Origin of the sequence: Sphingomonas faeni, from assembly GCF_040407495.1 — a bacterium.
Classification (GTDB): Bacteria; Pseudomonadota; Alphaproteobacteria; order Sphingomonadales; family Sphingomonadaceae; genus Sphingomonas; species Sphingomonas faeni_D.
This window is the reverse complement of record NZ_JAPZPP010000008.1, coordinates 54563-81074: the sequence shown is the minus strand read 5'-3', so window position 1 is coordinate 81074 and position 26512 is coordinate 54563. Positions and strand designations below refer to the sequence as shown.

At 62.9% G+C, this 26512-nt stretch carries 28 protein-coding genes; 19 read left to right on the top strand and 9 right to left on the bottom strand.

Going from position 1 to position 26512, the window contains the following annotated elements; translation table 11 throughout:
* Positions 1-49 precede the first annotated feature (49 nt).
* Together O6W96_RS19210 and O6W96_RS19205 are read right to left on the bottom strand one after the other, a co-directional pair.
* The gene (locus O6W96_RS19210) at positions 50-760 is read right to left on the bottom strand and encodes a class I SAM-dependent methyltransferase (protein ID WP_353471028.1); all 711 of its coding nucleotides are present in this window, start codon (positions 758-760) and stop codon (positions 50-52) included.
* Between the two features lie 8 nt (positions 761-768).
* Entirely contained in the window at positions 769-1050 is a 282-nt protein-coding gene (locus O6W96_RS19205) for a hypothetical protein (RefSeq protein WP_353471027.1), read from the bottom strand.
* A 314-nt stretch (positions 1051-1364) separates the two neighbouring features.
* Here O6W96_RS19205 and O6W96_RS19200 point away from each other — a divergent pair, with 314 nt between their 5' ends.
* The 3 genes from O6W96_RS19200 (at position 1365) to O6W96_RS19190 (ending at position 4508) form a co-directional block, all read left to right on the top strand.
* Positions 1365-2366 carry a hypothetical protein gene (locus O6W96_RS19200; RefSeq protein WP_353471026.1) on the top strand — a complete coding sequence of 334 codons (1002 nt, stop codon included), beginning with the start codon at positions 1365-1367 and terminating at the stop codon, positions 2364-2366.
* Positions 2363-3538 (top strand): nucleotidyltransferase domain-containing protein, encoded by a 1176-nt coding sequence (locus O6W96_RS19195; RefSeq protein ID WP_353471025.1) that lies wholly within the window; start codon positions 2363-2365, stop codon positions 3536-3538. Before O6W96_RS19200 ends, O6W96_RS19195 begins: the two co-directional genes overlap by 4 nt.
* Before the next feature lie 163 nt (positions 3539-3701).
* Positions 3702-4508, top strand: a complete 807-nt coding sequence (locus O6W96_RS19190; protein WP_353471024.1) for an SGNH/GDSL hydrolase family protein — start codon at positions 3702-3704, stop codon at positions 4506-4508.
* 19 nt (positions 4509-4527) lie between these two features.
* On the opposite strand, the gene O6W96_RS19185 is transcribed toward O6W96_RS19190, so the two are convergent.
* Positions 4528-4725, bottom strand: coding sequence for a hypothetical protein (locus tag O6W96_RS19185; protein ID WP_353471023.1), 198 nt, complete (start codon positions 4723-4725; stop codon positions 4528-4530).
* A 22-nt stretch (positions 4726-4747) separates the two neighbouring features.
* Between O6W96_RS19185 and O6W96_RS19180 the strand changes: the two genes are divergently transcribed.
* Positions 4748-5863 carry an SGNH/GDSL hydrolase family protein gene (locus tag O6W96_RS19180; RefSeq protein ID WP_353471022.1) on the top strand — a complete coding sequence of 372 codons (1116 nt, stop codon included), beginning with the start codon at positions 4748-4750 and terminating at the stop codon, positions 5861-5863.
* Between the two features lie 149 nt (positions 5864-6012).
* On the top strand, positions 6013-6270 hold the full coding sequence (locus O6W96_RS19175; RefSeq protein WP_353471021.1) for a hypothetical protein: 258 nt from the start codon (positions 6013-6015) through the stop codon (positions 6268-6270).
* A 127-nt stretch (positions 6271-6397) separates the two neighbouring features.
* On the opposite strand, the gene O6W96_RS19170 is transcribed toward O6W96_RS19175, so the two are convergent.
* Together O6W96_RS19170 and O6W96_RS19165 are read right to left on the bottom strand one after the other, a co-directional pair.
* Positions 6398-6805: a hypothetical protein gene (locus O6W96_RS19170; RefSeq protein WP_353471020.1), complete on the bottom strand. Its 408-nt coding sequence runs from the start codon at positions 6803-6805 to the stop codon at positions 6398-6400.
* A 183-nt stretch (positions 6806-6988) separates the two neighbouring features.
* On the bottom strand, positions 6989-7981 hold the full coding sequence (locus O6W96_RS19165; protein WP_353471019.1) for a site-specific integrase: 993 nt from the start codon (positions 7979-7981) through the stop codon (positions 6989-6991).
* 359 nt (positions 7982-8340) lie between these two features.
* Here O6W96_RS19165 and O6W96_RS19160 point away from each other — a divergent pair, with 359 nt between their 5' ends.
* Together O6W96_RS19160 and O6W96_RS19155 are read left to right on the top strand one after the other, a co-directional pair.
* A complete protein-coding gene (locus tag O6W96_RS19160; protein WP_353471018.1) occupies positions 8341-9627 on the top strand; it encodes a nucleotide sugar dehydrogenase in 1287 nt (428 codons plus the stop codon).
* A gap of 90 nt (positions 9628-9717) precedes the next feature.
* Positions 9718-10479, top strand: a complete 762-nt coding sequence (locus O6W96_RS19155) for a metallophosphoesterase family protein (protein WP_353471017.1) — start codon at positions 9718-9720, stop codon at positions 10477-10479.
* Here the strand turns inward: O6W96_RS19155 and O6W96_RS19150 are convergent.
* Together O6W96_RS19150 and O6W96_RS19145 are read right to left on the bottom strand one after the other, a co-directional pair.
* The gene (locus O6W96_RS19150; RefSeq protein ID WP_353471016.1) at positions 10471-10842 is read right to left on the bottom strand and encodes a hypothetical protein; all 372 of its coding nucleotides are present in this window, start codon (positions 10840-10842) and stop codon (positions 10471-10473) included. The genes O6W96_RS19155 and O6W96_RS19150 overlap by 9 nt on opposite strands.
* Positions 10839-11186 (bottom strand): hypothetical protein, encoded by a 348-nt coding sequence (locus O6W96_RS19145; protein WP_353471015.1) that lies wholly within the window; start codon positions 11184-11186, stop codon positions 10839-10841. The genes O6W96_RS19150 and O6W96_RS19145 overlap by 4 nt, the downstream gene beginning before the upstream one ends.
* A gap of 115 nt (positions 11187-11301) precedes the next feature.
* On the opposite strand from O6W96_RS19145, the gene O6W96_RS19140 reads away from it, so the two are divergent.
* From O6W96_RS19140 to O6W96_RS19125, 4 genes are all read left to right on the top strand, one after another.
* Entirely contained in the window at positions 11302-12027 is a 726-nt protein-coding gene (locus O6W96_RS19140) for a polysaccharide biosynthesis/export family protein (protein ID WP_353471014.1), read from the top strand.
* A 99-nt stretch (positions 12028-12126) separates the two neighbouring features.
* Positions 12127-14292 carry a GumC family protein gene (locus tag O6W96_RS19135; protein ID WP_353471013.1) on the top strand — a complete coding sequence of 722 codons (2166 nt, stop codon included), beginning with the start codon at positions 12127-12129 and terminating at the stop codon, positions 14290-14292.
* Positions 14282-15610: a tetratricopeptide repeat protein gene (locus tag O6W96_RS19130; protein WP_353471012.1), complete on the top strand. Its 1329-nt coding sequence runs from the start codon at positions 14282-14284 to the stop codon at positions 15608-15610. The genes O6W96_RS19135 and O6W96_RS19130 overlap by 11 nt, the downstream gene beginning before the upstream one ends.
* A complete protein-coding gene (locus O6W96_RS19125) occupies positions 15607-16953 on the top strand; it encodes an O-antigen ligase family protein (protein ID WP_353471011.1) in 1347 nt (448 codons plus the stop codon). Before O6W96_RS19130 ends, O6W96_RS19125 begins: the two co-directional genes overlap by 4 nt.
* A 24-nt stretch (positions 16954-16977) precedes the next feature.
* On the opposite strand, the gene O6W96_RS19120 is transcribed toward O6W96_RS19125, so the two are convergent.
* Positions 16978-18114 (bottom strand): glycosyltransferase family 4 protein, encoded by a 1137-nt coding sequence (locus O6W96_RS19120; RefSeq protein ID WP_353471010.1) that lies wholly within the window; start codon positions 18112-18114, stop codon positions 16978-16980.
* Between the two features lie 145 nt (positions 18115-18259).
* On the opposite strand from O6W96_RS19120, the gene O6W96_RS19115 reads away from it, so the two are divergent.
* From O6W96_RS19115 to O6W96_RS19080, 8 genes are all read left to right on the top strand, one after another.
* The gene (locus O6W96_RS19115; protein ID WP_353471009.1) at positions 18260-19282 is read left to right on the top strand and encodes an EpsG family protein; all 1023 of its coding nucleotides are present in this window, start codon (positions 18260-18262) and stop codon (positions 19280-19282) included.
* Positions 19283-19513: 231 nt separating this feature from the next.
* On the top strand, positions 19514-20284 hold the full coding sequence (locus tag O6W96_RS19110; RefSeq protein ID WP_353471008.1) for a cephalosporin hydroxylase family protein: 771 nt from the start codon (positions 19514-19516) through the stop codon (positions 20282-20284).
* Positions 20285-20311: 27 nt separating this feature from the next.
* Positions 20312-21085: a glucose-1-phosphate cytidylyltransferase gene (rfbF, locus tag O6W96_RS19105; protein ID WP_353471007.1), complete on the top strand. Its 774-nt coding sequence runs from the start codon at positions 20312-20314 to the stop codon at positions 21083-21085.
* Entirely contained in the window at positions 21079-22152 is a 1074-nt protein-coding gene (rfbG, locus tag O6W96_RS19100) for a CDP-glucose 4,6-dehydratase (RefSeq protein ID WP_353471006.1), read from the top strand. Before rfbF ends, rfbG begins: the two co-directional genes overlap by 7 nt.
* On the top strand, positions 22149-23417 hold the full coding sequence (locus O6W96_RS19095) for a class I SAM-dependent methyltransferase (RefSeq protein WP_353471005.1): 1269 nt from the start codon (positions 22149-22151) through the stop codon (positions 23415-23417). The genes rfbG and O6W96_RS19095 overlap by 4 nt, the downstream gene beginning before the upstream one ends.
* Positions 23407-23943, top strand: a complete 537-nt coding sequence (gene rfbC, locus O6W96_RS19090) for a dTDP-4-dehydrorhamnose 3,5-epimerase (protein ID WP_353471004.1) — start codon at positions 23407-23409, stop codon at positions 23941-23943. The genes O6W96_RS19095 and rfbC overlap by 11 nt, the downstream gene beginning before the upstream one ends.
* Positions 23940-24746, top strand: a complete 807-nt coding sequence (locus O6W96_RS19085) for an NAD-dependent epimerase/dehydratase family protein (protein WP_353471003.1) — start codon at positions 23940-23942, stop codon at positions 24744-24746. The genes rfbC and O6W96_RS19085 overlap by 4 nt, the downstream gene beginning before the upstream one ends.
* Positions 24743-25240 carry an acyltransferase gene (locus O6W96_RS19080; RefSeq protein WP_353471002.1) on the top strand — a complete coding sequence of 166 codons (498 nt, stop codon included), beginning with the start codon at positions 24743-24745 and terminating at the stop codon, positions 25238-25240. Before O6W96_RS19085 ends, O6W96_RS19080 begins: the two co-directional genes overlap by 4 nt.
* On the opposite strand, the gene O6W96_RS19075 is transcribed toward O6W96_RS19080, so the two are convergent.
* Positions 25241-26464, bottom strand: coding sequence for a glycosyltransferase family 2 protein (locus O6W96_RS19075; RefSeq protein ID WP_353471001.1), 1224 nt, complete (start codon positions 26462-26464; stop codon positions 25241-25243).
* Positions 26465-26512 lie beyond the last annotated feature (48 nt).

The window sequence follows — 26512 nt, the reverse complement described above, 5'->3', positions numbered from 1 at the left end:
CTTCCATTCCAACGAAAGGATCGCACCATCAAACCGTGGGATCAAACACCTAGCGCTTCAGGAAGACGAATGCAGGATAGCGGCCGTCGGGCAAGAGCCGATCATCGGGACCGTAGAACGGACCCTGCTGCGGCTTGACGTGCGGTGTCGCGACCGTCTGGTAGCATGCCGATATGGGGGTATCGGTGAACCGGAAATGGCAGCCCCACAGGATGAGCAAACCGCCCGGTCGCACGCAACGATCGAGCATCTCTACGGCCGCGGCGAACTGGGCAAACGCCATCAGTCCGGTACAGCGTTCGGGGCGCAGCACCTCGAGATCGCCGTGACGCAGCACCGACAGGCAGAACACTGCGTCATAGCCATCCGCCACCAAGGCATCCGGCGTATCGGCGCAGGCAAAGGTGATCTGTCTCAGCTCGAGGCGGTCGACGGTCCGTCGAGCCTGCGCGATACAGGCGGGGTTGGCGTCGATCGCGTCGATCCGCGCGTGCGGCAGATATCGCGCCAGCGTAATCGGCTCCTCGCCTGTCGAACAGCCAAACGACAACACGCGCGGGGCAGCGGCCTCCATCAATCGCGCCACCACGAGCGCGAACAGCGCCGGATGCCGATCCAGTCGCGTCACGGTCGCAGGCTGGAACAGCAGCGCGCCGCGACGGCTGGCGCGCAGCCAGCCACGACCGAGCGGCGTCGCCAGCGCCCGCGTAAAACGGACGAGCGCGACCAGACGCGCAAACCGCTTGAGACGGTTGTGCATGCCGTCCCTCACGACCAGGTCCGCACCGCAGGCACGCACGTCACACTGTCACCTGCGTGCGCCATCATCCGCCAATATTGCAGCACGGGCAGCGCGATGACCGCCGCGGCGTAGGAGCGGGGGATCGTCGCTCTCTCCTCGGCTGGATCGTACACTACCGCGCGACGCTGCACCGTCATCGCCGGCAGCACCGCCCCGGCCACGATCCTGCCCCCGATACGCTTCGGGACCGCGAGAATGCCGGTCAGTTCGTGAGCATCGCCCAGCGCGGAAGGATACCCGGTCCTCATGTCGACACGTCTACGAGTCTACGACCATACGGACAAGGCCTGCATGACGTGAGACCTGTTCGCGGGGGCAGACGACGGAGGGTGGGTGGGCAAACACCCGGCTTGTTAAACGCCCTTCAAAGGCCGAGCATCGGTCCGCACGCGTCGCTGTGCGGGTCGATGTCCTCCTATGCAGGAATCGCGCATGACCAGGATCGTGCTTTTCGCAATATCGGCGCTCTTGCTAGCCAGTTCCGCCGCCAGCCGCGCAGGTCGATCCGGTCGCGCGCGCGATAGCCGCGCAGGCGCTCGCGGTCGCGACCGCGCCGACGATAATGAAGACCATGATCGTCGGTGGGGAGCAGCCCAACACGCCAGCGGTTGCAAACGCTTCGGGAACGGTCGGCAACTCGCCGATCCAGGTCAACGGCAGCGCCGCCAACGACACCGGCTATCTCGCGTTCAAATACGGCGCGGACGGCAAGGGGGTGACCAATTACTGGGTCAAGACGCGCAGCCCGGCGATGAACGGCTATGCCGCTGTCCAGAACGGCGATCGCATTGTCGTCGACCTCTGGCAGGCGGGCACCGGCGGACAGACCGGGCATGTCGGCGGGAGCCGCGTCACCGTCGACAATTCGGTTTTTTCGGCAGGCGAGGTCGCCGGGCGCTGGGCGCTGTTCACCGGCACCGGGGTCGCGTCGTCGCAGGTGAGCAAGCAATATCCGGTCCGCTACGGGACGATGAACGCGATCGTCGCTAACAGCTATCAGCAGGTGATTTTCCCGGGCGGCGTCAACCCGGCGCTGCCATCGGCGGGGAGCAATTTCGACGGATGGATGGTGATCGGCGCCGGGGCGGCATCGCCCGGTTTCGGCGCACTAAAGTTCCTGCGATCGGGCGCCGCGCTGCTCGCCACACCCGAAGCGGGCGCGTTCGAGGTCGATGCGAACGCCCGGCCGTATTTCACCGCGGCCGACGGCATCCGGCGCGGCGTCATGCTCGTCGAGACCATCAACCCGAGCGTCAAGGTTCTGCCCGGCGCGGGCTCCGGCGCAACCGCCACGATCAACGCGAACGGCAATACGGGGATCGTCCTGCTCGCCACCAGCGCGGCAACGGAGGCAGGGGATATGTTCACGGTAACCTATGCCCATGCCTATCCGTCCGCCAGCTATCCAGTCATCTCCGCCGCCAATGCAGCGGCGGTCGCGCTGGTCCGTAACGGGTATCTGACCGCGACCGCGACCGGCTTCACGGTCAGCCAGCCCTCCGCCCCCGGCGCGACGCTTCCCGCCGGCACCTATGCCATCACCTTCAACGCGCCCGGCGCGTGACGGCACCGGTTTCTCCTCGCCGCGCTTATCTTACAAACATCTCAGCCGAATTCGCGTTCGTCTGTGCGTGTGCCGGACCGCTCGACCCACCCCAGGCCTGGCAGACGCACGGCGATCTCGATGGCGACAGGCTCTCCGCGATCGCCCACCGTCACCAGGTCGTACCGCTGGTCGTCGAAGCGCTGAAGAGGTGCAAGCTGCCGATCCCCCCGATGCTCGCCGCGCGTCATGATCCGCTTGCGCCGCTCCGGTCCGCCCGCGAGGCGGTCCGGTTGCATACGCTGTTGATGGCGGACGGGATCGAGCCGGTGTTCCTCAAGGGCAGCACGCTGGCGGTGCTGGCGTACGGCGCGATCGATCGCCGCCAGTTCGCCGATATCGACCTGCTCGTCCGACCGACTGACGCCCGCCGCGCGGCGATGGTACTCGAGAAGGCCGGGTACCGGACACCCGGCGGGGCATGCAACCTGCCGGAACGGGTCGCACACACGATGCCGCTCGCCAAGGACATCGCGGTCCGGCACCCCAGCAATCGCCAAACCGTCGAGCTTCACTGGAGCATGACCGACGCCGTCCACGGCCCCCCGGTCCGGGACCGCGAAGCCATCCAATGGGTCGACCTCGCCCCCGGCGCGGCAGTGCCGACGCTCGCAAGCGACGCGCTGTTCGCCTATATCTGCAACCACGGCGCGGCGCATTTATGGGCACGGCTACGCTGGCTGGCCGATGTCGCCGCGCTGCTATCACGCGAGCCCGATGGCGGCGACCGGCTCTGGCACGGCGCGGTCGCCCGCGGTCAGACCCGCGCCGGCGCCTCCGCCATCTTGCTCGCCGGGCGCTTCTTCGGCACGCCCCCGCCATCGTCCTTCGCCGCCCCCCGATCGCTGCGCCTGAGACTACTCGTCGCGCTGGCGCGGCGCACGATCGAAGCGGGCGGCGGAACCGCCGAACTCGCCCGCTCGCGCTGGCGCGGCTGGGCGGAGATGACCGGCAAGCTGCTCGTCGCCTCGAGCGCGGGCGATCTCACCGGCTGGATCAGGCGTCTGTTGTTCTCCGCTTCCGATGAGGAAGACGCGGATCGCTCGCGCTTCTGGTTCGTGCTCCATCCCCTGCAGCGCATCCCGAAGCTGCTCCGGCGACGCAGGCGACGCCGTCATCGCGAACGAGCATGAACACCGCATCGCAGTATCCGATCGCTTCTGAAAGCAAGACCATTCCCACGGAGGCTGTCCGCTCACCGCGCCCGGTTCAATAAAAACCAAGGCCTTTCAAAGTTGATCTGTTTCCGGTTACCACGCGATGAAAGGCGCGGGCACGCCGGGGGGTGCTGAACTTATGACGATAAAACAATTACCCGAATGCCTGTTCGGCCGTCACTTGCGTAACGCCCACGGAGTCCGGTTCCGGGACGACATGGCGTTCAGTCGCTGCGTCGGCTGCCGCGTCCCGATGGTCAAAGTACAGGGGCGTTGGCGTCCGGTCGGTCGCAGTCCGTTGTGGCAATATCTCGCTGTCGCTGCCTTGCTGCTGCTCTTGGCCTTTGGTCTGCAGCGCTGGTATGCCGCGGCTCACCCCAAGCACGACATCGTGGTCTTCGTCGGGGACAGCATCACCGAGGGCGTTGCCGCGAGCGATCCGCTGACGACCTCGCGGCCCGGCCGGTATCAGGTTCATGCCGGCAACGATGTGATCGTCGCGAACGAGGGCGTGAACGGCATCACGCTGGGCTCGCTGGCCGGGCTGGTATCGCTGGAGGACTATTATCAATCGGGACGTCGCAATGTCGTGGTCCTGGGTGGCGGTTCGAACGACTTCGCGCAGAACGCCAAGGCCATTCCGTTGTTCGAGACGCTACAGGACTACGTCAGGCGGCTGAAGGAGGATGGCTGGATCGTCGGGGTCGGCACGGTGATGATGCGCAACGGCCTACCGCCGGAACAGGAACGCGAACGTCAGGCGTTCAACAGGATGATCGTTGACGGACCATTAAAGAGCCAGGGCATTGCCGTGCTCGACTTCGACGCGGAGCAACGCGCAGGCCGTGTTCCCCTGGCAGATGGTGTGCATCCGACCGATGACGGTTATGCGGGCATGAGCAAGCTGGATGTCGCATTCGTCGACAAGGCTCTGGATAAGCATTGAAGCCTTCGCGCCAGGTGGATCACGACGACATGACACTGACCCGGCGCGCAGCCGTAAGCGGCATCGTCAGCACCGTAGCGCTGGCGGGATGTGGTGGCGAGGGCGGCACCGGCGATGGTCCTATCGTCGTCATGCCGGCAACCCCCGCGCCTGCACCTGCGCCTTCCCCGGCACCTACGCCGACACCGTCCGCCCCGCCGCTCCAGTCACGCGCCACGCTCGGTATCCTGACGTTGGGCATGTCGGTTTTTCTGGGCGATGATCTGGTAGGCTTCGACAATCCCGATCGCGCCGCCATCATCGCGGACAACACCCCGACCCGCTACTTCGCGAAAGCGTTGATGGCCGCCCGTCCGGCCGGCAGGACGATCCGCGAAGTCAATGCGGCCGTCGGCGGTTCCTTCGACGATCAGACCCCGAACCAATATGCCGGCGTGGCAGGAAAGCCGTACGACGTTGTCATTCTCGGACTCGGGATGAACAGCGGATCGGCGTATGGCGTGCATGGTCGCGGACCGAACGCTGCCTTTACCAAGGAAAGACTTCGAACACTTCTGCGCGAGATCAAGACGACCGGCGCCGTGCCGATCGTCTGCAACACGGTGCATCCCTGGCCCGAAAAGACGACGCCGCTGTCAATTCGCAGCGCGCTGTCCGAGGGCATCGCATGGCCGGCCGAGCAGCAAACCCTGCTTTACGGCGGGACCCTGGCGTTTGATCGAGAAGCCGGCACGTTCGGCTCGCCGCTTCCGAGCGAAGAGGGGCGTGGGCTGTTCGAGCGTGCCGGGGGGCAGGCGATACGCGCCGGCAGCAAATTACGTATCGACGATCGTACCGGGTTGAACGATGGGCAGAATGCCGGGGCAAATGCCGGGATCATCATGACGGTGACCCGCAGGGTTGGCGGCAATACGGTGCAGGTCGAGCCCGGATCGATCCAGGAGAGTGGGGTCTTCACCAGTGTCGTTCGCCATTTCGATCCGCCGATCGACGAATTCCTGGTCCCGCCCTCTACCCAGCAGGTTCAGAAGTGCGACTGGACCGGGGGCGGCGTGATCGTGGATGGTTTGGCAAGCTATGCGACCTGGAACGGGATACTCGCGAACCTTGCTCGCGAGGAGGACGTCAAACTGCTCGATTTCGAATACCGCGGATTCAAGTGGGTAGAGCGGCGCGGTTGGCAGAGCGTTTACACCTCGACCTACCAGGGCGTGGTGTTCGAAACCTATAATCATCCGCAGTGGGCAGCCCAGCGCGTCGTCTACGGGGACATGATGACATGGCTGGCAGGCGTGCTCGATACGAATGGGCTGAGTGGCGGCTTCGAACGACTTGTAGGCCCGCCCCTATCCTGACGACACGATCGGATCTGATAAAGCCTGCGTGAATCCGATCGTGCAGCCCGTTGCGATACCTGTGTCCTGATTGGTCTTGTCACAGGAACCCTTGGCGATCGTAGACGTTGGGGCCGGGCAGCCGCACTGGCTGATACTGGGAGTGACCTATGATTAAGAAACTGACCTTGGCCGCATCGGCCTTTGCTCTGGCCGCGTTGCCGGTTGCAGCAAGCGCCGCCCCTGTTGCAAGCTCGGCTGGGTCGCTCTCGTCGGTTCGTGCAGGCACGTCTACGTCGAAGTCCAGCAATCTGGCTGGTCTCCAGGATTCGAGCATCGCCCCGATCGTCATCGGTATCGGCATCCTCGCGGGTGTGACGTACCTGATCATCGATCATGAAAACGATGACGACTCGGACAGCAACTGATTGAAATGGGCCGGTAATTCCGGCCCGTTTTTACATGACGCAGAGTTTCCACACGACGCGCTGCAGCGCGACGGTATGAACCTGCCGGGTTAAAGCGATCGCTCGGCCGCCATGTCCGGTCTCTAGATCAGAGCGGACCCGGTTTAGCGGTTTGCTGTTTCAGCTGCCCAAAACCATCGGGCTTCGAACCCGATCGAGGCGTTTGACCAGGCTCGGACGTTGTTTTCCCCGATAGCTTTCCCGGAGACGACGCATCGCCGCCAGCCTTTGCCTCCAACGTCTCCACGCGACGTGTGAGCAGGTCGAGATCGAGCTTTTCCGGGGTCGCCTGCAACGCACCGACCTGCCGCTCCAGTTCATCGATGCGCTTGTTGGCAGCGGCAATACGTATATCCGCCTCCATCCGGTCGACGTCCGCAGCTATCGGGTCCTGCGTCGCCTTCGCTTTGACAACCGTGGATGATGATGGCTGATCGCAGCCTGCCATCAAGGTCAGGCACGCCATCGACAGGATGGCTCTATGGAAGTGTGTCATGGTCTGCGTCTACGCCGATGCTTTCGCGCGTGCATAGTCCGAGCGCGTGCCGACGAACCTGATGAGGCGATCAGCCTGTTCCTGCGGGTGATCCTCGTACCGCGACCAACGAGCATTTTCCGTCATGGGAAGGGTCTGCGTCGCGTGTGCTATATATAGAGCCGGATAAATCTCGCGTCGCCGCTACAAGAAGCGTTCGCCGGCGTGGTCGCGGAACAGCTCGTGGTTGCGGACATAGTCGGACAGGATCTCGAGCGACTTGTGGCGGCTGACCTCCTTCATCTTGAACACGGTCGCGCCTTGCCGCGCCGCCTCGGTCAAGAAGCCGGCACGCAGCGAGTGCCCGGCCACCTGTGCCGGATCATAGCCCGCGGCCGCAGCGCGGGCCTTGACCACCAGTGCCACGCCGCGGTCGCTCATCGGCCTAGCCGTGATCCGCCCTTGCGGCGTGAGTTTGCGGAATACCGGGCCGTCACCGAACCCGGCGCAAGCGATCCATGCCAACAGCAGCGCCTTGGGTCGGATCCGGCGCCCTTCTGGCACCGCGATCGTCGCGCCTTCGCCTTCCTGGTCGGTCTTCGATTTGCGGATCGTGATCAACAGCCCGTCGGGTGTGATCGCGACGTCGTCGATATTGAGCGCGACCAGCTCGGATCGCCGCAAGGCGGCTGCCATGCCGATCGCGAGCAAGGCGCGATCACGCACCGCGCGCACGCTGTCGCCCTCGCAGCCACGCAGCATGTCGCGCAGCATGTCACCGTCCGCGGCACGCTTCTGGACCTTCTTGATACCATGAGTGCGCCGGATTCCTGCCACGACATTGCGGATCGCGACCGCGCCCGGTTGTTGCTGCGGCGGATCATACCCGGCCTGCGCATGCATATAGCCGATCGCCGCCAGGCGCCGCCCGATCGTCGATGGCCGCGCGCCGGCGTCCGCTTCGCTCGACAGGAAGATCGCCACCGCGCCCGGCGCGGCGGGCAAAGGGTCGATCGCACGCGACGCACACCAGGCGAGAAATATCCGCCAGTCCGATTCATACGCACGTCGCGTCGCCGGCGCCCGCGCGGCGTTGACGTAGGCGCGCGCGGCCTCGATCTCGTCGTCGAGCAACGACGGGATCAACGGCGTCGACGAAACGCGCGCCAATGCGGTATCGTCGAAGTCGTCGGTCATGCGTCGTTGCTCCAGCAGTTCGTCGAATGATCCAAAATTCTCTCGACCAGAATTCAATCGGATGGCGTGTGATGCGCCAGACGCCGCATGCCAATTCCACCCCGCCGAACCAAGCTTTTCTTTATTCCGAGAATACCATTTATCGGAAGAATACGGAGCCAGACTTTTGCCAGGCGACCGCCCGAGCGAACACCGTCGCTCAACCGCCATCCACGCCATCGGTCCAACACGATCCGACATAACCGTTATGACTCTTCCGCTCGGTCATGAGCTTAAGCCTGTAATTAACGCGACTTGTCGTTACGCAGGTTGTCAGTAAGAAACCGATTTTTCGCAGAACAGATGATAGGGTGTCGGACATGACCGGAGACAAGCGCGTAATAGTGGTCGGGCTCGGCTATGTCGGGTTGCCGCTCGCTGTGGCGCTGGCCAAGTCGTTCGAGACCTGGGGTCTCGACGTCGATACCGGTCGCATCGCCGAGCTCGAACGCCGGCACGATCGCACGGGGGAAATCGATACCGATCGCCTCGCCGCGTCGAGCCTGCGCCTGACGACCGACCCTGCTGCCTGCCCCGACGCCGATTTCTACATCGTTACCGTGCCCACGCCGGTCGATGCGAACAACACGCCGGATCTTGGTATCGTGATGGCCGCGACGCGTACCGTCGGCGGCATGCTGAAGCTTGGCCGGCGTTCGATCGTCATCTATGAGAGCACCGTCTATCCCGGCGTCACCGAGGACATGTGTGGCCCCGAACTCGAGCGGATCAGCGGCCTCAGATGCGGCGAGGACTTCTTCCTCGGCTATTCGCCCGAGCGAATCAATCCGGGCGACCGCGAGCACACCGTCGACCGGATCACCAAGGTGATCTCCGGCCAGACCCCCGACGTGCTCGAGGACATCGCCGCACTCTATAATCAGGTGACGAGCGGTGGCGTGTTCCGCGCAGCGTCAATCAAGGCAGCCGAGGCGGCCAAGGTGATCGAGAACGCGCAGCGCGACATCAACATCGCATTCGTCAACGAGATCACGCAGATCTTCGCGAAGATGGATCTGTCGGTGTGGGACGTGCTGGCGGCAGCCGGCACCAAGTGGAACTTCCTGAAGTTCGAGCCGGGCCTGGTCGGCGGGCACTGCATCGGCGTCGACCCCTATTATCTCGCACACCGCGCGACCGAGCTCGGCTGCGATCCGCGGATCATCCTGGCGGGCCGCGACATGAACGACGGCATGGCGGCGTGGGTGGCCAAGGACGTGCATGACTGGCATGCGCGGTCGGGGGGCAGCGGCGCTGGCAAGGTGCTGATGCTCGGGCTGGCGTTCAAGCAGGACGTGCCCGATCTGCGCAACTCGAAGGTCGCCGATCTAGTCGCCGCGTTCCAGGCACTGGGTCACCGGGTCGACGTCCACGACCCGCTCGTCTCCGCGCCCGAAGCTTTGCACGAATATGGCTTGGAGATCGTTGCCGTCCCCGATACGGCCGAGTACGATCTGATCGTCCTGGCGGTACCGCACCGCGAACTGGTCGAGGATTTCGGCCGGTTCGCGCAAGTGCTGGCGCCGGGTGGAGGCATTGTCGATCTCAAGAACGCGCTTGCGGGATCGCAACACATACCCTCCGGGTCAAAACTATGGACGATGTAGAACGCGACCCTACATGCAGACGGAGCGGTCGGAGTGCGATCGCGTGTGTTTGCGTTCGAGGTTTGCGTGTTCTCTAAATTGTTTCGCCGCATGTCGGCCAGCGTATCGTCGGCGCAAAGCTTCGCCGGTCCCAAGGGCAAGCGTCTCTATGCGATCGGCGACGTTCATGGCCGGCTCGATCTGGTCGACGATCTCCTCGGGCGCATCGAGGACGACATCGCCGACCGTCCGGTGGACACCGCGGCAGTGGTCTTTCTCGGCGACCTAATCGATCGCGGACCGGATTCCGCCGGCGTGATCGAGCGCCTGCAGAGTCTGAAGCATTTCCCTGCCAGGATGCTGTTCCTACTCGGCAATCACGAGGAGTTCCTGCTGCGCGCCTTGGCAGGGGAAGCCGGTGTCGCGCACGACTGGCTGGGATTTGGCGGTGACACCTGCGCCGAAAGCTATGGGATTGCGGTCTCGGCCCTGCAGGCGATGGATGACCAACGGATTGCCGAAATACTGCGGGCCGCGATTCCTGAAACGCACGTCGCGTTCTTGAAGACCTTCGGTGATACGTTCGCGTTCGGCGACTATCTCCTCGTCCACGCCGGTATTCGGCCGGGCGTTTCGATCGAGCAGCAGCAGCCTCGTGATCTGCGCTGGATCCGGCAACCCTTCCTGTCCGACGCGCACGATCATGGCTGCATGGTGATCCACGGTCACACGATCAGCGACGGCATCGACCGTCGCACCAACCGGATCGGGATCGATACCGGTGCCTATCGGACCGGCGTTCTTACTGCAGCCGTGATCGAGGAGGACGATCTCCGCTTTCTCGCGACGGGATTGCAACCGGCACTAGCGTAGTGCGACCTTGATCATGCCCTGCGGGCGTCGCCTGAAACGATAGAAGTCGAGCGAATCCCACCGCGCTGCCAGCACGATCGCAAGCGGGGGCAGCATGGTGAGTGCGATATCGACCATCATCGGACCAGGCCCCCACGGGTAGCCATCGATATGATACCGCGTGAAATCGAGCGCCTCGTTGACCAGTTCCAGGGCAAGCACGATCAGCGACGGTGCCCATGCACCCAGCGGCAGACGCAGCAGCCATGTGAAGCCGAGCGTCAGCAACACTCCCAGCAAGAGATGCCAGTCATGATGCGAAAGTCCCGTCGTGGCGGTCAACCAGACCTTGAACGCCTCCCAGTCGAGTACGAGCGCGATCATCGCTTGCCGCCCCCGTCCATGGTGGCGGGCGCATCGACGGATTCGGCGACGAACTCGGCACGGGTCACCCCGTTATCGTGCAGGCGGAACATGATCTTGGCGAGGCATTTGGTGCGAGCATCGGTAGGCACGACGACGCGTACCGGCCGCCCCGCCGCCCATTCTGCCGCACGCGCCTTGAACTCGCGACTGCGCAAGGTGCGTCCCGCGACCGAAAGATCGCATTTGCGGGGCTTGGCCACGACAAGGATTTCGTCGGTTATAGCCTGGCTGGCATTGCCACCGACCTGAAGCAGCAACGTAAGCACTAGGAACAGCGACATGCGGAATCGCATCCGTCGCACGCTCGATCCTGTCAATAGGCGGAGATCGATATACTATAGTCTTGCGCCAAGTTGCTCACCACGCGGGTTGCGACAAAGCGGGGTTAATTGTAGATGTGACGCCTGCATCATGGGGATGCGGTTCGGCTTGCAAGGCAACGATATGACGAGAAACGGATCAATGAGCCGGATAATCGCTCTTGGCCTGGCAATGCTGCTGGCCGCCTGCGCTTCGACGCGAGGCGGTAACATCTCCTACGATTCCAGCAATTTTGGCGCGCCGGATGCCCCCAAGGTCGTAGCGGTCGATGACACCTACAAGCTTGCGCCGCTCGATACGGTCAGCGTCATGGTATTCCAGGTGAGCGATCTCACGCGCGATTACGATATCGATCAGAGCGGGCGCATCACCATGCCGCTGGTCGGCCGGGTCGATGCGGTGGGGCTGAGCACCAGCCAGCTAGGCACTATGATCGCCAAGCGGCTCGATGAGAAATACCTGCGAAACCCCAGCGTTACCGTATCGCTGAAGGCATCGGCCAGCCGTGTCGTCACCGTCGATGGATCGGTCCGCCAGCCTGGTATCTATCCCGCGACCGGACCGCTCTCGCTCGTCCAGACGATCGCGCTCGCGCGCGGCACCGACGACCTGGCAAATCCGCGCCGTGTGGCCATTTTCCGTACGATCGGCGGCAAGCGCATGGCCGCAGCGTTCGATCTGACCAGCATCCGCCGCGGCGAGATGAAGGATCCCGAGGTCTTTCCGGGTGACACAGTCGTGGTGGACGGTTCGGCCGTCAAGAAGACCCAGCGCGACCTGATGCAGAGCCTGCCGCTCGCTTCCATCTTCTTGGCGCTCTGACGTCTTTCGTCTCTAGGATCATTGTACATGGCAAGCCCAGGGGCCGCTGGTCCCACGAATCTGACCGTGCAACCGGATCAGCGCCGCGATCTCGCCCCCATGACCAACGAGAGCGGTTATGGTAGCTATGGGGCCGCGACTGGCGGGCGCGAACTGTCCCTGTCGCTGCTGTGGCGTATCGCTGTCGAGTGGCGTTGGCTGATCCTGGCGGCGATAGGTACCGGCATCGCCGCAGCGGTGCTTATCACCTTGCTAACGCCGCTGAAATATCGCTCCACCGCCTCGCTCGAGCTCAACCCACCTCAAGTCGAAATCATTGCTGACGAAGGTTCGAAAGGCGGACGACAGAATAGCGCACGCAGTGATTCCAATTTCATTGGAACGCAGCTTGCCTTGCTCAGTAGCCGGGCATTGGCCGAACGCGTCGCGCAGAATCTCAACCTTGCGGCAGATCCAGCGATCGTCGGCGAAGGGACCGATCGCACGGCCAACACCGCCATTGCGGCGGGGTTCGTACAGGGCGGGACGAAGGTAATCCTGCAACCGCAAAGCATGATCGTGACCGTCTCGTTCGTCGCGCGTGACCCGCAGATCGCCGCGAAGGTCGTCAATGGAATCACCGACGCCTATATCGCGACCAATCTCGAACGCCGTTACCAATCCTCGTCCTACGCGCGCGATTTTCTCCAGCGCCAGATCGCTACCACACGGCGCGATCTGGAACGGTCGGAACGGCAGCTGACCAGCTATGCGCAACAGCAACGCCTGATCAGTACGGGCGGCAGCGAGGAAGGCGGCGACGTCAACTCGCTGACCGGCAGTTCGCTGGTCTCGCTCAACACCGCGCTGGCCGCCACGCAGGCACGCCGCATCGCAGCCGAGCAAAAATATCGTGAAGCCGCATTGGGCGGTGCAACGACCGAAGGCAGCAGCAACGCGGCACCGTTGCGCGGCCAGATCGCCGCACTCAATGCCGAATATCAGCAGAAGCTTCAGACCTTCCGTCCCGATTACCCCGAAATGGTCGCGCTGAAGGCAAGGATAGATGCGCTCCGCGCGTCCGTCGTCACCGAGACGCGCACGGCGAATTCGGATCGCATCGGTACGCTTCGCCAGGACTTCCAGGCGGCGCGCGCCGAAGAGGACCGGCTACGCTCGCAGGTTTCCGGGCTTAGCGGCACGGTCCTCGATCAACGCGGCCGCCTTATCCAGTATAATATTCTCAAGCGCGACGTCGACACCAACCGCACGCTCTACGATGCACTTCTGCAGCGCTACAAGGAGATCGGCGTCGCCGGCGGGATCGGCACGGCGGTCGCGTCGGTGGTCGACCGCGGGCTGGTACCGGGCGGGGCATTTTCGCCCAATCTCTACTTCAACCTCCTGATCGGGGCGGTGCTGGGCTTCATCGTCGGCATGCTGGCCGCGATCGTACTCGAGTTCATCAACGACACGATAAAGTCGCCCGACGACGTCCGCGACAAGCTGCAGTTGCCGTTCCTGGGAGGTATTCCCAACGCCAAGACTGCCAAGCCGATCGAGGAATTGCGCGATACGTTGTCGCCGGTTGCCGAAGCCTATCTGTCGACCGCCTCGGCGATGCAGTTCGTCACCGAGGGTGGCGCGCCCAAGACGCTGCTCGTCACCAGCACGCGTCCAGCCGAAGGCAAGTCGACCTCGGCCTGGGCACTGGCGTACAGCTTTACGCGGCTCGGCAAGTCGGTGCTGCTGATCGATGCAGACATGCGCCGTCCCGCCTTTGTCACGGGCCGGGAGAATGTCGGGCTGTCGCATATCCTGACCAATACGGGATCGCTCAGCGAGCATGTGTTGCAAACCGATGTCGACGCGTTGTGGGTCATGCCATCGGGTACCATTCCACCAAGCCCACCCGAGCTGATCGCTTCGGCACGGTTTGCCGCTCTGCTTGCCGACGCCTCGGCGACGTTCGACGTCGTCGTCATCGACGGTCCACCGATCCTCGGCCTCGCCGATTCCCCCTTATTGTCGTCGATCGCACAGGCCACGCTGATGGTGATCGAGTCCGGTCGCACCCGGACGCGGGCCGCGGTCGAGGCACAGAACCGCATGCGCACGGCTGGAGCGCACATGGTCGGCGCCATTCTGACGCGCTACCAGCCTCAGGCGTCCTACGGTTATGGCTACGGCTACGGCTATGGGCAGAACAAGGATCAGTATCGCTACGTCGCGGACAGTAACGACAAGAAGCGCCGCATCATGCTGACGATGCATGATGAACCGTAAAGACCGCGGCTCGCGCCGCAGGGCCGCAGGCCGTGGAGGTCTGGCCACTGCGCGCGGCTTTGCGTCCGCTGCGGTCCTGACGGTTGCGGGCGTATCGGTCGGCTGGCTCTCCTTCCAGTCGGCAATGGTGAGGACGTTGCCAGCGACGTCACCCGCGATCGCCCGGTTTGCTCCCGGTTACCCTGATGCCGTGCTCGCGCGGACTGCGGCGATGCTTGTCAAGCAACGCGGCATGCTCGACACCGCCACGCTCGACACCGTGCGGCGCGGGGCGGCACATGCACCGCTCGATGCCCGTGCCTATCTGATCCTGGGCCATCAGCAATTGCTCGACGGTATGCCTGCCCGTGCTGTCGCGACGCTGGAGGCCGGGCAGCGGCTCGATCCTCGCCAGCGGCTGATCCACCTGCTGCTGCTCGATCGCTACCTACGCACTGCACGCTACGCCGATGCCGCGACGCAATTCTCGGTTCTCGCGCGGATCCTCGGCGCGACCCAGGTGCCGATCGCGACCGCAATGGCGAAGATGACGATGGCGCCCGAAACGCACGACGCGGTCCGCCATACGCTGCGTACCGATCCGGTCCTGGAACGCAGCGTGCTGATCGCGCTCGCCAAGTCCGACACCGCGCCGGACACGATCTTCGCACTCGCAAGCCCCGCAGGCCGTGCCGATGCGCGCGACAAGGAAAGCTGGGGCCCGATCTTGATCAACCGCCTGGTCGAACGCGGCCAATATCCTATCGCGCGGTCGGTCTGGCAGCGTATCTACGGGATCGCGCCGACGCAGGCCGCAGCGCCGATCACCAACGGCGGTTTCCGCGAGACCGCAGCGTCGCCCCCGTTCGACTGGACGCTGACCGCCAGCGGTCTTGGCGCAGCCGATATCCGCAACAATAGCCTGATCGTGGACTATTACGGTCGCGACAGCGGCGATCTCGCGCGCCAGTTGCTGGTCCTGCAACCGGGGCGCTATCGGTTCGCGTTCACCGTTGATCCCGGCAAGACCGATGGAGCCGCCAAGCTCTATTGGTCGCTCGCCTGCGGATCGACTGCCCCTACCAACCGCGACCAGCGGATGAACGTCGTCGTGACCGCGACCGCCAAGCCGCACCGCATCACCGGCGAAATCGTCATTCCAGCAGGCTGTCCGGCACAGACGCTGACGTTGCGCGGCGAAGCTGGCGATTTCCCGTCCCCGCTGAGCGTGACGCTGCGCGACCTCGACCTTCGCCCCCTGTCGGGACCGGCGTCGACGGGCAAGCCGGCAGGTGCGGCGAAAGCTACATCGACAGCCGCATCGGAAACCACCCCATGATCCGCCATGCAGCCGTCCCTGTTTATCTGCTCGCCTGCCTATTGCTCGGAGGCGCGAGTGCGGCAGGATTCATCGCCAATTTCATCCTCCAGATCGTCAGCCTGCCGCTGATCGGCTGGGCAGTATGGCAGATGATCCAGGAGCGTCCCTCTGCCCAGATCCGCGCGCCGCTAGGCCTGCTCGCGATCTTCCTCGTCATCGCGCTGGTCCAGTTGGTGCCGCTGCCGCCCGCGCTCTGGACCCTGCTGCCTGGGCGCGGCGCGGTGGTCGAGGGCTATCGCCTGCTCGGCATTCCCCTGCCCTGGCTGCCGTTGACGCTGGCGCCCGATGTCGCCCCGTCGAGCATCCTCTGGCTGCTGCCGGCGTTCGCCGTACTGCTGGGCATCGTCGTGCTCGGTGCGTTTCGCGGACGCGGCATCGCCGTAGCGATCGTCGCGGTCACGCTCGCCTCGGTCGCGATCGGCGCACTGCAGGTGATCGGCGGTAACAGCGCCTATCTCTACCGGGTCACCAATTACGGCGTCGCCGTCGGCTTCTTTGCTAACGCCAATCACAATGCGACGCTGTTGCTGGTCTGCATCCCGTTCCTTGCGGCGCTGCAGGTGACCCTGCTGAAGCGGAGCGGGTCGCAGCGCAGCGCCTCGGCGATCCGCCTGCTGGTGGGTGCAGCCTATGCCGTTCTCTTCGTCGGCCTGCTGATCAACTCGTCGCTGGCGGGGATCGGCCTGGGCGTCCCCGTGGCGCTCGGATCATGGCTCGCCTTCGGGCGCCAGCGCCCCGCGTTGCGCCGCGGAATCGTCGTGGCCACCGTCGTCGTATCGATCGCGGCGGTCGTCACGATCGTGGTCGGCCCGTTCGGCAACAACCTGTTCGGGGCGCAGAAGGCGAATGTCGAACTGTCGCGCCAGACCTCGTTCGCCCTCACCGTCCGCGCGGCTCGCGACTATTTCCCGATCGGCTCGGGCACCGGCAGCTTCCAGCCGGTCTATCACCTGCAGGAGCCGCTTGCGTCGGTCACCACGACGTTCATGAACCACGCACACAGCGACTGGCTCGAACTACTGCTGGAGACGGGCATCGTCGGGGTAGCGTTCGCCGCGCTGTTCCTAGCCTGGTGGGTCGTCCGACTGCGCGCGATCTGGCGCGCGACGGAGCCCGATCCGTTCGCGCAGGCGGCCGTCATCGCGACCGCGGCGATCATGTTGCACAGCATGGTCGACTATCCGCTCCGCACCGCGGCGCTGTCGGCGGTGTTCGCAGCGTGCATCGGCCTGATGTCGGGCGTTCGTCCCTATACGCAGCGTAGTCGCCAGCCCTCCTCGGCCCGCCATCTGAGCCTGTAGGTTGGGTTTGGACTACGCGGTCGCTTAGGCGGTCGCGGGGGCGGGCGCAGTCGCGCGGGCGATCGCGTCGAGATAGCGTGCCTCGACGACCGAGACGTCGAACTCGCGCTCAGCGATGGCCCGACTGCGCCGCCCCATTGTCGCGCGCGCGTCGGCGTCCAGGTCGAGCAACGCGAGCATCGCATCCGCCAACGACTGCGCGTTGCGGGGCGCGCACAGAAACGCGTTCTCGCCGGCGCGTGCGATCTCGGTACAGCCGGGCACGTCGGTGGCGATCAGCGGGCGCCCCATCGCGGCTGCCTCGAGCAGCGACCGCGGCATGCCCTCGCGGTAGGACGGCAGCACCACAGCGGTCACACGCGCCAGATACGGCCGGACATCCGCCGCCTCGCCAAGGTAGCCCAGAATCCCCTCGCGCTCCCAGCCATCGACCATCGCGCGGTCGATCGCGGTACGGTTCTGTACGTCGAGAAACCCGAGCAGCTGGAACGCGACATCGGGCCGGGTCTGGCGGACGATCCGGGCGGCCTCGGCGAACTCGACCACGCCCTTGTCGCGGAGCAGGCGCGCGACCATCAGAAACATCGGAGATGCCCCCTCCCCCGCTGGGTCGGGGACGAACTGCGCCAGATCGATCCCCGAACCGGGCAACAGCACGGTACGCGGCGCGCGGACCAGCCGCTGCGCGACGAACAGATCGCGGTCGTGGCGGTTCTGAAAGAACACCGTCGCCGACCGTGCGAGCGCGGTGCGATAGAGCCTCCGCACGATCCGCGTGAGCAGTCCAACCTTTATGAACGCGGTACCCAGACCCGAGATGTTGTTGATCACCGGGATGCCGAGTGCATGCGCCGCGAGCGAGCCGTAGACGTTAGGCTTGATCGTCCAGCCGAGGAACGCGACCGGGCGAAGCTGTTTCAGGATGCGGTAATATTGTGCGGCAAGCTTCAGGTCGCGGACCGGGGACAGCCCCTTGCTGTCGATATCAACCGGGAAATAGCGCACGCCCATAGCGACCAGCGTCTCGCTATGCGCATCGCGCGGCGCCAGCGCGACGACGTCATACCCCTCGCGCTGCAACCGGGCAATCAGGTTGCGGCGGAAGTTGACGATATTCCAGCTCGTGTTGATCGACAGGACGATCGTTTGTGTTTGGGGCATGCCGTGTGTTCCGAACCACAAATGGTAGTATACATCCGGCGTCTATGCGCTGGACCCGTTCGTGACGAGAGCTATATCGCTTGATATCGCCCGGCGCTGGGTCTCGAAGATTGGATCCGCTTTGTTCCCCTATTGGCTTTTATTCGTGCTGTGGTCGGTGGGTGCCGTTCAAGCCCAACTTCGGCACGAACGGGATCCCCGCGGCCTGTTCTTCGTGGTGGCCGTCTGCACGACAATCCTGATGATTGGGTTACGGTTCGAGGTAGGTGGCGATTGGGGCTCTTATGAGCGGATATACAATGATATCTTCTTCTTGTCCCTGCCGGCTGCGTTGAAGACAACAGATGCCGGGTACGCACTGCTAAACTGGCTTGGCGCACAGACGGGGCTGGGCATAGGCTTGGTCAACGTCTGTTGCGCCGCGCTTTTCATGGGCGGCTTCGCCAAACTCGCGTGGCGCCAACCCAATCCTTTTCTCGCAGTGCTGGTGGCAGTGCCCTATCTGATCATCGTCGTTGCGATGGGGTACACGCGACAGGCCGCTGCAATCGGTGTCATATGCTTTGCCCTCGCCGACGCGTCGGAGCGACGTCTCATCCGAATGGTGATGCTGATCGGCATTGCGGCGCTGTTTCACAAGACGGCTATTCTCATTCTACCCATTGCGCTTATCCCGATCTTCCGACGAAGCGTGGTACTCGGCAGCCTGGGTGCGGTGCTGTTCGCCGTTCTTTTCGTTTTATTTCTGCGGGATACGTCAGACACCCTAGTCACCAACTACGTTCAGAGCACGTATGATTCGCAGGGTGCAGCGATCCGCGTAGCAATGAATGTCGTGGCCGCAGTGCTCTTCCTGCTGTTACGCAACCGCATTGACATGCCCTCGTTTCAAAAAAGCTATTGGACGACATGCGCGATCCTTGCCATCGTATCGATGGTCGCGCTGGCGACGACTTCCGCGTCGTCCGGCGTAGACAGAATTTCGCTATACCTAATACCGCTGCAGGCGGTATTTTACTCACGACTTCCCTATTTACTAGGGCAGCGCGGGAGGGCAGTACCTTCCATTCTTATCGGCGTCATAGCCTATAGTTTTCTCGTGCAGTTTGTGTGGCTCAATTTTGCCGATAATGCGAATTTTTGGATTCCATTTACGATCCTAATCTAATTTCGATGCTCGTTGTAAGATTTTTACTCTCATCGAAATTCTTGTTGCATTGTCCTCCAATGCACTCAAGCGACGCGTGTTGCCGTTGCAACAACCGCGCCTGGCTAATCCGCGTCACCTTATCGTCATGATTAGGCACCGGCTGAGTTAGGGTTGAGCTTGTCACGTTTCTACTGCTAAGCGAACCACGGCAACGCCGATTCAGGCACGGCCTCTCGATCAAGGGCGAAAATGAAGACGATCATTGACGAGGTGGCGGCGACCGTCACCGTGACCAATACCGCTGGACACGACACCACCTATCCGATGGCAAGCGCGGAGGGCTTCAAAGCTGCTTCCGATGCATGGCTGCGCGTTGGGTGGGACGCCAAGCACGTCTATTCGTTCACTTGGATGGGTCGCCCGATCATCCAGCTGCCCGAGGACATGGTCCGGCTGCAGGAAGTGATCTGGACGCTCAAGCCTGATGTCGTCGTCGAAACGGGCGTCGCGCACGGCGGCTCGCTGATCTATTATGCATCGCTGTTCGAGGCGATGGGCCAAGGCCGCGTGATCGGCATCGATATCGAGATCCGCGCGCACAACCGTCAGGCGATCGAAGCGCATCCGATGTTCAAGCGTATCGACTTGGTCGAAGGATCGTCGACCGCGCCCGAGATCGTCGATCAGGTGAAGGGAATGATCGAGCCCGACGAGCGCGTGCTGGTGATCCTGGATTCGAACCACACCTACGATCACGTGCTGGGTGAGTTGCGCGCTTATGCCGATATGGTGCCGGTCGGCAGCTATATCGTCTCCACCGACGGGATCATGCAGCAGGTTGTTGGCGCACCGCGCAGCCAGGATGATTGGGCTACCAACAACCCGCAAGAAGCCGCACGCGATTTTGTCTCCGAGGATACGCGCTTCGTGATCGAGGAGCCCGAATGGCTGTTCAACGAAAGCCCCGTGACCGAGCGCGTGACCTATTGGCCGTCCTGCTTCGTCAAACGCGTTCGCTGACGCAAACCTGAGACGGGAGACAGCCACGTGAAGGTAGTGCTTCTGGCAGGCGGGCTTGGCTCGCGGCTTTCCGAGGAAACACATCTCCGCCCCAAGCCGATGGTTGAGATCGGCGGCAATCCGATCCTGTGGCACATCATGAACATGTATGCCCGCCACGGGTTCGACGAGTTCATCGTCTGCCTTGGTTACAAGGGATATTTCATCAAGGAATATTTCGCCAATTTCGTGCTGCATCGCTCTGACCTGACGGTCGATCTGGCGGATGGGTCGATCACCTATTCGCGCGGCGAGGATGTTCCGAAGTGGAAGGTGACATTGGTTGATACCGGCGCGGAGACGATGACCGGTGGGCGGCTGAAGCGTATTCGCCATTTGCTGCCCGACGACGAACCGTTCTGTATGACGTATGGCGATGGCGTGTCAGACGTCGATATCGGCAAACTTGTCGATTTCCATACCGCGCATGATCTGGACGCAACGGTAACGGCGGTACGTCCGCCGGGTCGCTACGGTGCAACGGTGATTGCAGACGAGCGCGTACTGCGCTTCGAGGAGAAGCCGGCTGGTGACGGCGGGCGGATCAACGGCGGTTTCTTCGTGCTCGAACCGCGCGTGCTGGACCGCGTGACAAGCGACGCGATGCCGTTCGAAGCCGAACCTCTCGCCGGCCTTGCCGCGGACGGTCAGCTCGCCGCGTTCCTTCACGACGGATTCTGGCAACCGATGGACACGCTGCGTGACCGTACGCAGCTCGAAGAATTGTGGGCTGGTGGCAATCCACCGTGGAAGACATGGTGACCAACGGCGGAGGCGTTGACCGCGCGTTCTGGAATGGTCGCCGCGTCCTGTTGACCGGTCATACCGGATTCAAGGGCACGTGGGCCGCGTTGTGGCTCAAACGATTGGGTGCCGAGGTCCATGGTTTTGCGCTCGCCCCGGAAACCGATCCGGCCTTGTGGACCTTGCTTGGCTCCGATCTGGTGGCGAGCGAAACGATCGCCGACATTACCGATCGCGCGGCGCTGGCGAAGGCGATCGACACCGCCCGGCCGGAGATCGTCCTGCATCTGGCCGCGCAGGCGCTGGTCCGACGCAGCTATGCGGATCCGCTGGCGACGATCTCCTGCAACACGATGGGCACCGTCTGCTTACTTGACAGCTTGCGGGGTGTCGCCGGGCTGCAAGCCATCCTCGTCGTCACGACCGACAAGGTCTATGCCAATAACGATAGCGGGCGCGATTTTGTCGAGGACGATCCGCTAGGCGGGCATGATCCCTATTCGGCATCAAAAGCTGCGGCGGAACTGCTAACACGCAGCTATGCCACATCCTATTTCGACAAAGCAGGCGTGGCCGTGGGTACCGCGCGCGCCGGTAACGTAATCGGTGGTGGCGACTGGTCCGCGGACCGGTTGATCCCTGATGTATGGCGCGCGATGCAGACGGGGCTTCCGCTCAGCTTGCGCTTCCCCGACGCGACGCGACCCTGGCAGCACGTGCTCGAGCCGATCCGCGGCTACCTGCTCTATGCACAGGCGTTGGCGGAAGATGCGATGACGCCCCGTGCGCTCAATTTCGGCCCCGTCCCGGGCACGCCGATGACTGTCGCCGAGGTGGCCGATACGGTCACCGCGGCCATGGGCGCCGACCCCGCATGGCAACGCGACAACGGCGAGCATCCGCCTGAGATGAAATTACTCTCGCTCGATCCCGCGCTTGCCGGGCAGGCGCTCGATTGGCGACCGCGGTTGAACGATGCCGCGAGCGTTGCGTGGACCGCGCGCTGGTATTCAGACTTCGCCGCAGGCAGCAACGCGCGCGCACTGTGCGACGCGCAGATCGATCAATACGAGGCTATTCCATGACGTCCGACAAACCTTCGCCCAGCGCGGCGCCGATCTGCCAGGGCTGCGGCGCGGTACTGAGCCGCACCGTCGTCGATCTCGGGTTGCAGCCGCTCGCCAACAGTTACATCACGCCCGAGCGCGCCGACGCACCCGAGCCGGTCTATCCCCTGCACGCGCGGGTATGCGACGCATGCCTGCTGGTGCAGGTCGATGACGTGGTGCCTGCCGAGGATATTTTCGACAAGGATTACGCGTACTTCTCGTCTTTCTCGGACAGCTGGCTGGCACATTGCAAACGCTATGCCGAGGATATGGCGGCACGTTTCGATCTTGGCCCGCAGTCGCGCGTCGTTGAGATCGCCAGCAACGACGGCTACATGCTGCAGTATTTCGTCGCCATGGGCATACCGGTGATGGGTATCGAACCCGCCGCCAATGTCGCCGAGACCGCCATCGCAAAGGGTGTGCCGACCGAAATCGCGTTCTTCGGTCTGGACACCGCGCGCCGGATGGTAGCGGAAGGCTGGGCCGCAGACCTGCTCGCGGCTAAGAACGTGCTGGCGCATGTCCCCGACATCAACGATTTCGTCGCCGGCGTACGCGAGATACTGAAACCCGAAGGCGTGTTCACGGTCGAGTTCCCGCATCTGCTGAACCTGATAGAACAGGTTCAGTTCGATACGATCTACCACGAACATTTCACCTATCTCTCGCTACTCGCGGTGAAGACGATCGCCGAACGCCAAGGGCTCAAGATCGTCGATGTGACGAAGCAGCCGACGCATGGCGGCTCGCTGCGTGTGTTCATGGCACGGGAGCAAAGCGCGCACACGGTGACGGCAAACGTACAGGCGCTGCTCGACGAGGAGGTTGCTGCCGGGCTCGATCGGCCGGCGGGATACGAGGGCTTCGACGCCCGCGTCCGCGCGGTCCGCACTGGGCTGCTCGATTTCCTGCGCACCGCAAAGGACGAGGGCAAGCGCGTCGTCGCCTATGGCGCCGCGGCCAAAGGCAACACGCTGCTCAACTATTGCGGCATCACCGTCGCCGACGTGGATTTCGTGGTCGATCGCAACCCGGCCAAGCAGGATACGCTGTTGCCCGGTAGTCATATTCCGGTGCGAACCGTCGATGCGCTGGTCGCGGCGCGGCCCGATCACGTGCTGATCCTGCCATGGAACATCAAAGACGAGGTTATGCGCCAGCTGCCCGAGGTGGCCGGCTGGGGCGGCGACTTCGTCATCGCCGTACCCGAGATCCGGGTCGCAACTGGTGCGCTTTGAACCGACGCGGATCGCCGGCGTCGTCCTGATCCGACTGGATGTGAAGCATGACGCACGAGGAGCGTTCGCGCGCACCTTCTGCGCCGAAGAGATAACGGCGGCTGGCCTGCCTTTCACCGTCGTGCAGGCCAATCTGTCGCGCAACACCGTCCGTCACACGCTGCGCGGGCTGCATTATCAGCACGCACCGCACGGCGAGCCCAAGATCGTGTCCTGTCCTCGCGGGCGGATCTGGGACGTGGCAGTCGACCTGCGCGACGCATCGCCGACGTATCGCCAGTGGCAGGCGTTCGAGCTCTCCCCCGACAGCGACAGCGCCTTGCACTTACCGACCGGCGTGGCGCACGGCTTCGTCACGCTCGAGCCCGACAGCGAAGTCCATTACCTGATGGGTGCAGCCTATGTACCCGGCGCCGCGACAGGCGTGCGTTGGGACGATCCGGCGATCGGCATCGACTGGCCCGTCCAGCCTACGGTGATATCTGACGCCGACCGGGGCTATGCCCTGCTGGAGCCGACGGTATGACGATTGCTCCGAACAGGGCTACCGTCGTTGGCGGTCACGGATTTATCGGCGCGGCGCTGGTAACGCGCCTCCGCGATGCGGGGACCGAGGTCGTCATCCCCGAGCGTGGTGCCGTCCCCCTTTCATCCGCTGGGCACGTCTTCTTCTGTGCCGGGCTGACCGCCGATTTCCGCGTACGCCTTCACGATACGATGGCCACTCACGTGGCGCTCGCACAAGTTTGGCTCGCGGAATCCCGCTTCCAGTCGTTCACGTATCTGTCGTCGACCCGGGTGTACGCCGGTCAATCCAGCGGACGCGAGGAAACGCGCATTGCCGTCGACCCGGCGGACGCGTCCGATTTCTACAACATATCCAAACTGGCGGGTGAGGCGCTGGTACTGACCGATCCGCGTCCGACCGCGCGGGTCGTCCGCCTGTCGAACATATTTGGTGCAAGCGACCGGTCTGACAACTTCCTGACGTCGGTGGTCGGAGACGCGGTCACCAGGCAACGGGTTCATATCGGCACAGGTGCGAGCGCCGCCAAGGATTACCTTGCAGTCGAAGACGCCGTGGAAGCGATCACACGCATGCCGTTGCGGGCGGAAAGTCGGCTTGTGAACGTCGCGAGCGGAACCAGCACTGACAATGCCACCATCGGTGCGGCGCTTGCCGAGCGGACGGGGGCCCAAATCACTTATGGCACGGCGTCTACCATCGGCTTTCCAACGATAGATATTGCGAGAATGCGTGGCGAACTGGGGATCGAGCCCGAGGATTTTCGTTCGTCCTTCGCGCGCATGTTGAGAGCGGCGGCATGACCGTGGCCGGGTTGGACATTCACCCCGACGCTTGGGTCAGCGACGACGCGCGCATCTTCCCTTCAACACGTGGCACGCGGATCGTGGTTGGTGCAGGGTCGGCGATCTTCGAATTCGTCGTCATCCGCTGCGTTGGCGGATCCGGCGATATCCTGATCGGCGACCGGGTGAATATCAACCCACACTGCGTGCTCTACAGCGGCAACGGCATCACAATCGGCGACGATACGCTCATTGCGGCGGGCACCAGCATCGTGCCGGCCAATCACTCGATAGCGCAACTCGACCGTCCGATCCGCGCTCAGGGTTTCGCTCCCAGCAAGGGCGGCGTGACGATTGGCCGAGATGTGTGGATCGGGGTAAACGTCACGATCCTCGACGGCGTGACCATTGGCGACGGCGCTGTGATCGCAGCAGGCGCGGTCGTTACCAAGCAGGTCGCCCAGCATGAAATATGGGCCGGCGTACCGGCCCACCGCATCGGCAAACGCTGATCAGCCGATGCTCTTTCGAATTTTCCGGGCAAACGTTCGTCGGTAGCTATGCAGCCTATTCGGCTTGGTTAGCCGGATCGATTCCGCAACGATGCTGGCTTGATATACATCCGAGATATTGAGCGCAATCTTATCATCTATGACATATCGGGTCAGAAAATCCCGTACGGTCTGGCGATACTGCGACGACGCCTGAGCAAATGACAAGCGTTTGGCCTTCTCTTCAATTTCCTGAACGTCAAGGTTGTGATGCGCAGCCATAGTTCGAGCCCATCTTACACACGCGTCATATGCTTTATCCCCTCCCTTGGTCCAGTTTCGGTGCGCCTTGGCATAAGCAACAGTGGCAACGACTTGATCTTTGATTGTCGTCAGAGAATTGTCAGTGCGCAGATATTGCGTCTGTAGATACGACTCGTACAGTAGAGCTTGGAAGGAGAATGTCAGCCTTCCTTCTTCCGGAAGTGGAAGGTCCGAATGAAATGGAATATTAGGATCTTCGTTGAATGAATGACTTTTAACACCGAGTGCTGTTTGACCGTGGCTATGTCCCGATACACCGGCGATCATTAACGGTTCGTGCGCAAGAATGTAACGATCAGTCACGCTGAGAAAAGCAAAGGCTGAAAATGTATCAGGAATTTGAGATTGATAAAAAGATCCACGAACCTGCTTGATGCGATCATACAGCTGGGAACTAATTACACCGCCGGTATAAGTTGTTGGTGCTTCATTAAAGCTGAGATCTCGCTCCAACACTCGCCGCATGACTGTCCGACTGTCGCGCCACGACCAACCCGACGTCATTGGTACTGAAAGATATACACCTTGCTGTGATTGCTGATCGATTGGCCAGCGGAACGTACAATTGACCGATGCAAGGGCCTCGGCGCCGGACTCCCTCATCATTGCTACGGCACGTTCAATTCCCGTCGGAAGAATGCCGTCGTCATCGCCAATCAACGCGATTAAATCGCCCGTCGCGTGCTGCATTGCGAACTCGAAATTGTGCGACATGCTGAGCGAAGCCGATGGCTGGACACAGCGCACCCGACTGTCGCCAATCGCCTCGATAACCCTGTTAGTCTCAGGGTTATTGCCGTTATTGCTAACGATTACCTCAATATTGCGATGCGTCTGATTGATTACCGTCAACAGCGATTTTGCCAGCGTATCCGGCCGGTCTCGCGTCGGTATCACGACAGAAACTTTTTCCCCGGTCATCGTCTAAGCTCGCTCTTCGTAAATATGATTTATCGATATTGCGTCGGA

Coding starts and splice junctions, on each gene's coding strand:
- O6W96_RS19155 (WP_353471017.1), top strand. CDS start 9,718: ATGTCGGCCAGCGTATCGTCGGCGCAAAGCTTCGCCGGTCCCAAGGGC.
- O6W96_RS19205 (WP_353471027.1), bottom strand. CDS start 1,050: ATGAGGACCGGGTATCCTTCCGCGCTGGGCGATGCTCACGAACTGACC.
- O6W96_RS19125 (WP_353471011.1), top strand. CDS start 15,607: ATGATCCGCCATGCAGCCGTCCCTGTTTATCTGCTCGCCTGCCTATTG.
- O6W96_RS19200 (WP_353471026.1), top strand. CDS start 1,365: ATGAAGACCATGATCGTCGGTGGGGAGCAGCCCAACACGCCAGCGGTT.
- O6W96_RS19170 (WP_353471020.1), bottom strand. CDS start 6,805: ATGACACACTTCCATAGAGCCATCCTGTCGATGGCGTGCCTGACCTTG.
- rfbG (WP_353471006.1), top strand. CDS start 21,079: ATGGTGACCAACGGCGGAGGCGTTGACCGCGCGTTCTGGAATGGTCGC.
- O6W96_RS19180 (WP_353471022.1), top strand. CDS start 4,748: ATGTCGGTTTTTCTGGGCGATGATCTGGTAGGCTTCGACAATCCCGAT.
- O6W96_RS19190 (WP_353471024.1), top strand. CDS start 3,702: ATGACGATAAAACAATTACCCGAATGCCTGTTCGGCCGTCACTTGCGT.
- O6W96_RS19130 (WP_353471012.1), top strand. CDS start 14,282: ATGAACCGTAAAGACCGCGGCTCGCGCCGCAGGGCCGCAGGCCGTGGA.
- O6W96_RS19080 (WP_353471002.1), top strand. CDS start 24,743: ATGACCGTGGCCGGGTTGGACATTCACCCCGACGCTTGGGTCAGCGAC.
- O6W96_RS19150 (WP_353471016.1), bottom strand. CDS start 10,842: ATGATCGCGCTCGTACTCGACTGGGAGGCGTTCAAGGTCTGGTTGACC.
- O6W96_RS19165 (WP_353471019.1), bottom strand. CDS start 7,981: ATGACCGACGACTTCGACGATACCGCATTGGCGCGCGTTTCGTCGACG.
- O6W96_RS19075 (WP_353471001.1), bottom strand. CDS start 26,464: ATGACCGGGGAAAAAGTTTCTGTCGTGATACCGACGCGAGACCGGCCG.
- O6W96_RS19175 (WP_353471021.1), top strand. CDS start 6,013: ATGATTAAGAAACTGACCTTGGCCGCATCGGCCTTTGCTCTGGCCGCG.
- O6W96_RS19135 (WP_353471013.1), top strand. CDS start 12,127: ATGACCAACGAGAGCGGTTATGGTAGCTATGGGGCCGCGACTGGCGGG.
- O6W96_RS19110 (WP_353471008.1), top strand. CDS start 19,514: ATGAAGACGATCATTGACGAGGTGGCGGCGACCGTCACCGTGACCAAT.
- O6W96_RS19120 (WP_353471010.1), bottom strand. CDS start 18,114: ATGCCCCAAACACAAACGATCGTCCTGTCGATCAACACGAGCTGGAAT.
- O6W96_RS19160 (WP_353471018.1), top strand. CDS start 8,341: ATGACCGGAGACAAGCGCGTAATAGTGGTCGGGCTCGGCTATGTCGGG.
- O6W96_RS19140 (WP_353471014.1), top strand. CDS start 11,302: ATGCGGTTCGGCTTGCAAGGCAACGATATGACGAGAAACGGATCAATG.
- O6W96_RS19210 (WP_353471028.1), bottom strand. CDS start 760: ATGCACAACCGTCTCAAGCGGTTTGCGCGTCTGGTCGCGCTCGTCCGT.
- O6W96_RS19085 (WP_353471003.1), top strand. CDS start 23,940: ATGACGATTGCTCCGAACAGGGCTACCGTCGTTGGCGGTCACGGATTT.
- O6W96_RS19095 (WP_353471005.1), top strand. CDS start 22,149: ATGACGTCCGACAAACCTTCGCCCAGCGCGGCGCCGATCTGCCAGGGC.